The following is an 8,347-nucleotide window of genomic DNA, read 5'->3' as shown; positions in this document are numbered from 1 at the left end:
AGTCTCCTTCCAAGCCATCGGCAAGCCCTCCTTGCCGAATAGTTGACCTGTTACCCATGTCGCCGGTCTAGTCTGTTACCCATGTAGCCGGTTTGGACCGGTCCCCATCCTCCCCTGGAGGGGGAGGATCGATCGCGCGAAGCGCGAGCGAGGTGGGGTGAAGCCGCACAAATGGTCTCTCGCCTGTCCGCAAGCTCGAATCCTCAACACCGCCGTCGCCGATAGTCTGTCACCCCACCCCGGATCGCATCGATGATGAGATCCGACCCTCGCCCTTCAGAGGAGGGTAAGAAGTCACCGCGCATCGGGCCTGGAATTCGACGGCAGCGGAGGTGGGGACCGGTGCGAAGGCGGCGGATCGCGCCAGGCGCCTGCATTGCGGCCAGCGATCAGCCAGTAGACCACGCCGGCGACGATGCCCGCGCCCGTCATGATCTCCAGGTGGCGCCGCACGATACCCTCGAATTGGAACGTATCGCCGTGGAAGGGGACGAGACCGAGATAGCAGGCGAGCCCGACAAGGCCGCCGCCGACGGCGTAAGCCAGCGCGCTGCGGATATAGAGCGCCTCGGTGATCGCGACGATCACCGCCGCCGGCACCAGCGCGAAGCCCGAGACGAAGATGAAGCCGAAGCCGAGCAGGATGTCGATCGTGCCCTGATCGACGGGACCTGCGCCGAGATCGGCGAATTCCGGAAACAGCAGCGCGACGACGACGATCATGCCGCCGACGAAACAGGCGACGAGAAAGCCGATGAAGATGACGACGAGGCGGCCGATCAGGGACATGACGTCAGCCTCACCGTCATTGCGAGGAGCAAGCCGGTCCCGCCTTCGGCGGGCCGGATGACAGGCTCCGCGACGAAGCAATCCAGACTGCCTCCGCGGAAAGATTCTGGATTGCTTCGCTGCGCTCGCAATGACGCGGATGCGAAGGCGCAGGGATTACCTGTCAATCCGTCATCGCCATCGCACGCAGCGCCTGGCGTTCACGCGCCGAGAGCTTCTCCGTCTCTGACTTGAGCTGGCCGCAGGCCGCGAGGATGTCGCGGCCGCGCGGGGTGCGAACCGGGGATGAATAGCCGGCATTGAAGATGTATTCGGAGAACTTCTCGATCTGATCCCAGTCCGAGCATTCATAGGCGGTGCCGGGCCAGGGATTGAACGGGATGAGGTTGATCTTGGCCGGAATGCCCTTTAGCAGCTTCACCAGAAGTTTTGCATCGTCGAGCGAATCGTTGACGCCCTTGAGCATCACATATTCGAAGGTGATGCGGCGCGCGTTCGAGGCGCCGGGATAGTCGCGGCAGGCCTGCAGCAGTTCCTTGATCGGATATTTGCGATTGAGCGGCACGAGCTCATTGCGCAATTCGTCGCGCACCGCATGCAGCGAGATCGCGAGCATCACGCCGATCTCCTCGCCCGCACGCACGATATTCGGCACCACGCCCGAGGTCGACAGCGTGATGCGGCGGCGGGAGATGCCGACGCCTTCATTGTCGCCGACGATCAGCAGCGCATCGCGCACCGCATCGAAATTGTAGAGCGGCTCGCCCATGCCCATCATCACGATGTTGGTGACGCGGCGCGTGCCGTCTTCGCGATCGGCCCAATCGTTGAGGCGATCGCGCGCCACCATCACCTGTCCCACGATCTCGCCGGCGGTGAGGTTGCGCACTAGGCGCTGGGTGCCGGTGTGGCAGAAGGAGCAGTTCAGGGTGCAGCCGACCTGCGAGGAGACGCAGAGCGTGCCGCGATCGGTCTCGGGGATGTAGACGCACTCGACTTCATGCGCCTTCTGGATGTTGTCACCGCTCGGCAGACGCAGCAGCCATTTGCGGGTGCCATCGTTGGAGATCTGCTCGGCCACGACCTCGGGCCGGTCGACGGTGAAATGCTGCGCGAGCTCGGCGCGAATGCCCTTGGAAACCGAGGTCATCTCGTCAAAGCTCTGGGCGCCGCGGAAATAGAGCCAGTGCCACAGCTGCTGCACCCGCATCTTGCGTTGCGCCGGTGCGACGCCGATCTCGCCGAGTCGATCGGCGAGTTCGGCACGCGACAGGCCGATCAGCGAGGGCCTCGCCGGCGGCACATAAGTTTCGAGCGGAGTCTTCTCCACCAGGATTGCGTTGTGCGGCTCGGTCGTCGGTTGCATTGAGTGGACCTGATGGGTTTTGTCGTTCCGGGATGGTCCGGAGGACCAGACCCGGAACCTCGAGATTCCGGGTTCGATGCTGCGCATCGCCCCGGAATGACGGGAAATCTGGAACAGCCCCTATATAGCAACCGGATCTGCCGATTGCGACCGCGGCTATGACTTAGCCTTACCGCCTGCAATCCTATCTTTTGCAGTCCTGGGCGATCTTATCGAGCGCCTGGGCGAGGCCCTTCAGCGAGAAGGTGTCGGTCGTCTCGGTGCCCTTGGCCGAGACCCCCTTGACCACGAGATCGGCGGATTTGCGCATGGCTTCGACCATCCGCTCCTCCTCGGCCGCGTTCTTGATCCAGAGACCATCGCCCTGCGTATACATTGCGAAAGCAGCGCCGCCGACCTCGGCCGTCGATTCCGAGCCCGGTTTCAGCGCATAGCCGATCATGACCGAGACTTCGTTGTTGACCTTCTCGGCCGGCCGGGTCGACACGAACGCATAAGCAGGATCGCGCGGCCGGTTCGGCGGGTTGGTCTTCGACGACGAGGGCTTGGCCAGCGCGAAACAGACCTTCTTGCCGTTCGGCGTGGCTGAATAGGCGCCCCAGGTGCCGAACTGGCCGATCAGGGTCGGCTCCGCGCCGCCCGCAACCGCCGCGGGCGCCGCCGCCGGTTTGCTCTCTGGCTTTGCAGCCGTCTTGGCAGTCGGATGGGCCGCCGGCGGCGCCGGCTTTGGTGCCGCCTTCGGCGCCGGTTGCGGCGTCTGCGCCCGCGCGAGATCGGCGATCCCGCACGTCATCATGCCGATCATCAAAACGAAAGATAGCACCCGCCACATGCTGGAGTGGTTCCCTCAATATTGTGACTGGAAGATGGCCCGGCCGTGTTTTGTCCCCCGGCAGGGATAGCCGGGAAAGTCCAATTTGGGAAGGCAGTTAGCGGGTTGTCAGCACTAGGCTCGGGATCGCGCGGCGCGCTGCTCGGCCCATTGCGCCTCGGTCCAGCCGAGCAGGTCCTCGGCCCCGGAACTGCGCAAATGCGCGCCCCCGTCGATCACCACCATCTCGCCATTGATATAGCCGGCGCGGTCCGAGACCAGGAAGCTGGCGAGGTCGGCAAGTTCGCCGTGCTCGCCGGTGCGGCCCAGCGGGTTGCGGGCGGTCCAGCCTTCGTCACGCCCCTCGGGGCGGAGCTGCCCCGACGCGCCCGCGGTCGGGAACGGTCCCGGCGCGATGGCAACGGTTCGGATGCCCTTCGGATCCCATTCCACGGCGAGACTTTTGGTCATCGCCAGCAGCGCCGACTTCGCCATCGCCGAAGGCACGGTGAAGGCGCGGCCGGTGATGGTCGAGGTCGAGAGGATCGAGAGCACGACGCCGCCATGCTTACCCTCGATCCACCGCTTGCCGGCGGCGAGCGTGCAATACATCGCGCCATGCAGGGTCGGCGCGAGGATCGCGTCCGCGGCGCGGAACGAGAGATGCTCGCTCTGCGCGATGAAGGTCGCGGCAGCATTGTTGACGAGGATATCGAGCGGGGCCTCGCGCCAGATCTGATCCATCATGTTGTCGACGGCCGCACCGGCGCGAACGTCGCAGGCGATCGTCGTGACCTTGCCACCGGTCTCTTTGCGCATCTCGCTCGCCGTTGCCTCGAGCCGGTCGAGCTTGCGGCCACAGATCACGAGCTCGGCGCCGAGTGCGAGGAAGCGACGGCCCACCGCAGCGCCGAGGCCCGAGCCGCCGCCGGTGACGAGGATGCGCTTGCCGTTAAGCAGGTTTGTTTCAAACATCGTTTGAATCCTTATCTCCGCGGATTTCGTTATTGCGAGGAGCGAAGCGTCGAAGCAATCCAGACTATTTCCGCAGGGCGGACTCTGGATTGCGTCGCGGAGCCTGTCATCGGGCCGCGCTTGGCGCGGACCCGTTGGCTCGCAATGACGTGATGATAGGCCGAACAGAACGATCAACAAAGAATCCGGATTGTCCGGCTGCTCTAAATCCGGCAAAACCGGGCCAATCATAATTCCACTCGAAACGCTCCAGGTGCCGCCATGAAAGCCATCCTCTGCTCGCAATATTGCCAGCCCGACGATCTCGTTCTGGCTGACGTGCCGGATCCGGTAGCAGGACCGGGCGAGGCCGTGATCGCGATCAAGGCGGCGGCGCTGAACTTCTTCGACATCCTGATGATTCAGGGCAAGTATCAGATCAAGCCGCCGTTCCCGTTCTCGCCGGCCGCTGAAGTCGCGGGTGTGATCGAGAGCATCGGCGCTGGCGTCACTGATCTGAAGGTCGGCGATCGCGTTGTCGCCTCCTGCGGCCACAACGGCGCGCGCGAGAAGATCGCGCTGCCGGCGGCATCGATCGTCAAGATCCCTGACAATCTCGACTATGATCGCGCGGCCGGCATCATCATCATCTACGGCACCGCGCTGCATGCGCTCGAGGATCGCGCCAGTCCGAAGCCGGGCGAGACGCTCGCGGTACTGGGCGCAGCCGGCGGCACGGGCCTTGCTGCCTGCGAGCTCGGCAAGCTGATGGGCCTGAAGGTGATCGCCTGCGCCTCGTCGGACGAGAAGCTCGAATTCGCCAGGGCGCACGGCGCCGAACTGACGCTCAACTACGCCAAGGAGGATCTGAAGGAAGGTTTGCGCAAGCTCACCGACGGCAAGGGCGTCGACATCATCTTCGATCCCGTGGGCGGTGCTTACGCCGAGCAGGCGCTGCGCTCGATCGCCTGGGAGGGTCGTTTCCTCGTGATCGGCTTCGCCGCCGGCGACATTCCGAAGATGCCGCTGAACCTCGCACTGCTGAAGGGCTGCGACATCCGCGGCGTGTTCTGGGGCGCCTGGACCCGGCTCAACCCGGCCAAGAATCGCGCCAATCTGGAGAAGCTCGTGAAGTGGACGGCGGAAGGCAAGATCTCCTCGCATGTCGACCGCACCTTCCCGCTGGCCCAGACCGCGGACGCGTTGAAGGTGCTCGCGGGACGTCAGGCGATGGGCAAGGTGATCTTGCATCCGTGATGGCGACTGCGCTGTCGCGATTACCCGCGCCATGACAGCTGAGTTCATGGCCTCCCATTCGCACACGGCCACCTGGTAAGGTCTCCTCAACCAGCGCGGGCAAAATTGAGGTGCATTCCACAACCTCGCCCGAATCAAACCCAAATATTTCCCGATTCGCCCCAACCGTCGTCGCTTTTTGGGCTGATTCAGGTTGCGATTTACCGGCTCCAGTTTGCTGGGCGCTCCTGGACAACAACAAAAAAACTGAAACCGGTATGCCCCGCGTCGTGTCAGTCTTGGGGAGCATCACCATGGAGACGACGGCGTTCCGTCCGTCCAGGGAATCGAGGGTATTCGATTCCGATCAAGCCGCATCACATCCGTCCACCGCATCGTACATCCGTGCGCGCGCCGCACGGATCGATCTGTCACCCGACGACCCAATTCCACTATTCCTGTCCGATCCGCGCGGTGCCCCGAACCCGGACGAATATACCTCGCTGGAGTTGCGTCCCCGGGTCAGAATTGTGCCGCGCGTTCTTGCGGTCGGTCTCGCAGCCGTTCTCGTGGCGTCCATCCTGGCAATTCTGGCCGCGCTGTTTCAGTCCGATCTTCGCGGCATCTTCGATGCCGGTGGCTCGGCAGTCGTCGCGCTGGAGCAGGCGGTCGCCTCCGCCAACCCGTCGGCCGTACCGCAGAGCCCGCGCAAGGATTCGGCGCGCGTGACCGAGCCGCGCCTGGCGAGCGCTGACGCGCAGGATCTTCCTGCACCGCCGAGCCGCGAGGAGATCGCGACCGCCTATCAGAGCGCGCTGCAAGCCCACACGCCTGTGCCTCAGCCCGCGCCGGTGGCGGCACCGCCTGCGCCCCCTCCGCCCGCCAGGACGCTCGACGCCGACACGCTGGCCGGGCTGATGACGCGCGCGAAGAGCCTGTTGGGAATCGGCGACATTGTTGCGGCCCGCCTGTTGCTCGAACGCGCCGCCAATGCACAGGATGCGGCAGCGGCGTTCCTGCTGGCGCAGACCTATGACCCGGCCGTGCTGGGCACTAGCGACGCGCGGCGCATCGCCGCTGACGCGACCGCCGCGCGCGACTGGTACCAAAAGGCCGCGGCACTCGGATCGGCGGAGGCGCGGCAGCGCCTCGCCCAGCTTCAGAACTAGACCGCTTCAAGGGAACATCATGCGTAACGCTTTGGGAATGGCGCTTGCCGCCATCATGACGATCTGTGCCTTCGCGGCGCGCGCCGATCAGACCGAATACGATCCCGCCAAGGTCTCTGACGGCCTGAAGGCCATCTTCCAGTTCGGCTCGACCTCGACCAAGCAGGCGCTGAACGCCAACACGGTCACGCTGATCACCGGCACGATCGGCGGCACCTATGTGCAATTCGGCGCCGACCTCGCTTCCGTGCTCGACGACGGCAACAAGATCCGCGTGCTGCCGATCGTCGGCCGCGGCTCGGTGCAAAGCGTCGCCGATATCCTGTTCCTGCAAGGTGTCGATCTCGGAATCGTGCGTGCCGACACGCTCGACTATCTCGAGCGCAAGGGTTTTGCCAAGGACATCAAGAAGCAGTTCACCTATGTCACCAAGCTCTACAATGAGGAGATGCAGGTGATCGCGCCAAGATCGGTCGCGACGCTCAAAGACCTCGAAGACAAGACGGTGAGCGTGGACCTACCGAACGGCGGCACCTTCGTCACGGCGCTCACCGTGTTCGAGCGGCTCGGGATCAAGGCGAAATTCGTCTATGTCGAGCAGCGCATCGCGATGGAGAAACTGAAGGCCGGCGAGATCGACGCCGTCATCGTGGTCGGCGGCAAGCCGTACAAGTCGGTCTCGACCTTCGGCAATGACGGCCGCTTCCATCTTGCGAAGGTCGACTATGCAAAGCCGCTGCAGAGCGACTATCTGCCAGCAACGCTGTCCGCCAAGGACTATCCGAACCTGATCAAGGAGGGCGAGAGCGTGGACACGATCGCGGTGCCTGCGGTGCTCGCGGCCTACAACTGGGCGCCCAACACCGAGCGCTATCGCAAGCTCGCGCTGTTCGTTGACGCGTTCTTCACCAAATTCCCCGCGCTCCAGAACCCGCCCTTCCATCCCAAGTGGAAGGAGGTCTCGCTCGCGGCGCCTTTGTCGGGCTGGAGCAGATTGCCGGTGGCGCAGCAATGGCTCGACCGGCACGGCGTCGAGCCGGTGACGCGCCAGCGCTTCGAAGCGTTCCTGAAGCAGAGCCCGGCGGCCGCGCAGGTGTCCGATGCGGACAAGGAGACGCTATTCAAGCAATTCCAGGCATGGGACGCGGAGAAGACGCGTGCGGGGGAAAAGAAGTAGTGGCGCCGTCACTCCTCCGCCTTATCCACCCCGCGCTTCAGCGCGGCACGGGCGGCCTCGCGGTGCTCGTTCGTGATGTGGCCGGCCACCATGCGGATCGCGGTGGCGAGCACGGCGGCGTCATCGGCGAAACCGAGGATCGGCATCACATCAGCGACGAAGTCGAATGGCAGGATGAAATAGGCGATCGCCCCCAGCAGCGAGGCCTGAACATGGCGCGGCGTCTGCCGGTCGAAGGCGCAGTAATAGGCCGCGAGCAGGTCTTCGGCGAACGGCAGTTGCGCGGCAACGCGCTTCAGCTTGCGCCAGAAGCGGCGGCGAACGCCCTCCCGGTCTTCCGCGAGCCGATCGGCGGGCTCAAAGCCGACGCTGTGTTCCGCAGCCATGCTCAAACTCCCCTTTCAGCCGGAGCGGCGGATCGCCGCGTCGCCTGCTGATCACAAGATGGGGATAAGGCCAAGCGCTGCAAGACGTCAGCCAGGTGTCAGCCGGCGATGGCGTTCATCGCCTTGGCCAGCTCGATATCGAGCGCAGTAACGCCGCCCGCGTCATGGGTCGACAGCACCACCTCGACCGTCTTGTAGACGTTGCGCCATTCGGGGTGGTGATCCATCTTCTCGGCGACCAGCGCCGCGCGAGTCATGAAGCCGAAGGCCTGGTTGAAATCCTTGAAGACGAAGGTCTTCCCGATGGCGTCGCGGTCGGACACCTCGCCCCAGCCTGGTAGTCCGCCGAGCGCCTGCTTGCGCGCCTCCGCCGATAGCCGCTCTACCATGATCGCCTCCGTCGTTCAGGGGAACTTTACCCTAACACCGTGTCGATGCCCGGGTTCATACGGGATTTCG

Annotated in this window: 9 protein-coding genes; 3 read left to right on the top strand and 6 right to left on the bottom strand. The window is 64.3% G+C overall.

Annotated elements, in window-relative coordinates; genetic code table 11:
* Nucleotides 1-294: 294 nt before the first annotated feature.
* From IVA91_RS23630 to IVA91_RS23615, 4 genes are all read right to left on the bottom strand, one after another.
* Nucleotides 295-789, bottom strand: a complete 495-nt coding sequence (locus IVA91_RS23630; RefSeq protein ID WP_247280037.1) for a hypothetical protein — start codon at nucleotides 787-789, stop codon at nucleotides 295-297.
* Between the two features lie 163 nt (nucleotides 790-952).
* On the bottom strand, nucleotides 953-2,155 hold the full coding sequence (gene rlmN, locus IVA91_RS23625) for a 23S rRNA (adenine(2503)-C(2))-methyltransferase RlmN (RefSeq protein WP_247280036.1): 1,203 nt from the start codon (nucleotides 2,153-2,155) through the stop codon (nucleotides 953-955).
* A gap of 184 nt (nucleotides 2,156-2,339) precedes the next feature.
* Nucleotides 2,340-2,987 carry an invasion associated locus B family protein gene (locus IVA91_RS23620; protein WP_247280035.1) on the bottom strand — a complete coding sequence of 216 codons (648 nt, stop codon included), beginning with the start codon at nucleotides 2,985-2,987 and terminating at the stop codon, nucleotides 2,340-2,342.
* A gap of 114 nt (nucleotides 2,988-3,101) precedes the next feature.
* On the bottom strand, nucleotides 3,102-3,941 hold the full coding sequence (locus IVA91_RS23615) for an SDR family oxidoreductase (protein WP_247459195.1): 840 nt from the start codon (nucleotides 3,939-3,941) through the stop codon (nucleotides 3,102-3,104).
* 261 nt (nucleotides 3,942-4,202) lie between these two features.
* On the opposite strand from IVA91_RS23615, the gene IVA91_RS23610 reads away from it, so the two are divergent.
* The 3 genes from IVA91_RS23610 to IVA91_RS23600 all read left to right on the top strand — a co-directional run bounded on the left by IVA91_RS23610 (nucleotide 4,203) and on the right by IVA91_RS23600 (nucleotide 7,502).
* Nucleotides 4,203-5,177: an NADPH:quinone oxidoreductase family protein gene (locus IVA91_RS23610; protein WP_091882886.1), complete on the top strand. Its 975-nt coding sequence runs from the start codon at nucleotides 4,203-4,205 to the stop codon at nucleotides 5,175-5,177.
* 293 nt (nucleotides 5,178-5,470) lie between these two features.
* On the top strand, nucleotides 5,471-6,325 hold the full coding sequence (locus IVA91_RS23605; protein WP_247280033.1) for a hypothetical protein: 855 nt from the start codon (nucleotides 5,471-5,473) through the stop codon (nucleotides 6,323-6,325).
* 19 nt (nucleotides 6,326-6,344) lie between these two features.
* Complete coding sequence (locus tag IVA91_RS23600; RefSeq protein ID WP_247280032.1) at nucleotides 6,345-7,502, top strand: TAXI family TRAP transporter solute-binding subunit; 1,158 nt, start codon at nucleotides 6,345-6,347, stop codon at nucleotides 7,500-7,502.
* 8 nt (nucleotides 7,503-7,510) lie between these two features.
* Here IVA91_RS23600 and IVA91_RS23595 read toward each other — a convergent pair whose 3' ends face one another.
* Complete coding sequence (locus IVA91_RS23595) at nucleotides 7,511-7,888, bottom strand: YkvA family protein (RefSeq protein ID WP_247280031.1); 378 nt, start codon at nucleotides 7,886-7,888, stop codon at nucleotides 7,511-7,513.
* A gap of 98 nt (nucleotides 7,889-7,986) precedes the next feature.
* Nucleotides 7,987-8,277, bottom strand: coding sequence for a 4a-hydroxytetrahydrobiopterin dehydratase (locus IVA91_RS23590; protein ID WP_247280030.1), 291 nt, complete (start codon nucleotides 8,275-8,277; stop codon nucleotides 7,987-7,989).
* Nucleotides 8,278-8,347 lie beyond the last annotated feature (70 nt).

This window comes from Bradyrhizobium sp. 153, assembly GCF_023073835.1.
In the GTDB taxonomy this organism is placed as follows: Bacteria; Pseudomonadota; Alphaproteobacteria; order Rhizobiales; family Xanthobacteraceae; genus Bradyrhizobium.
Note: the sequence above shows the minus strand (reverse complement) of the source record. Positions and strands in the feature narration are given on the sequence as shown.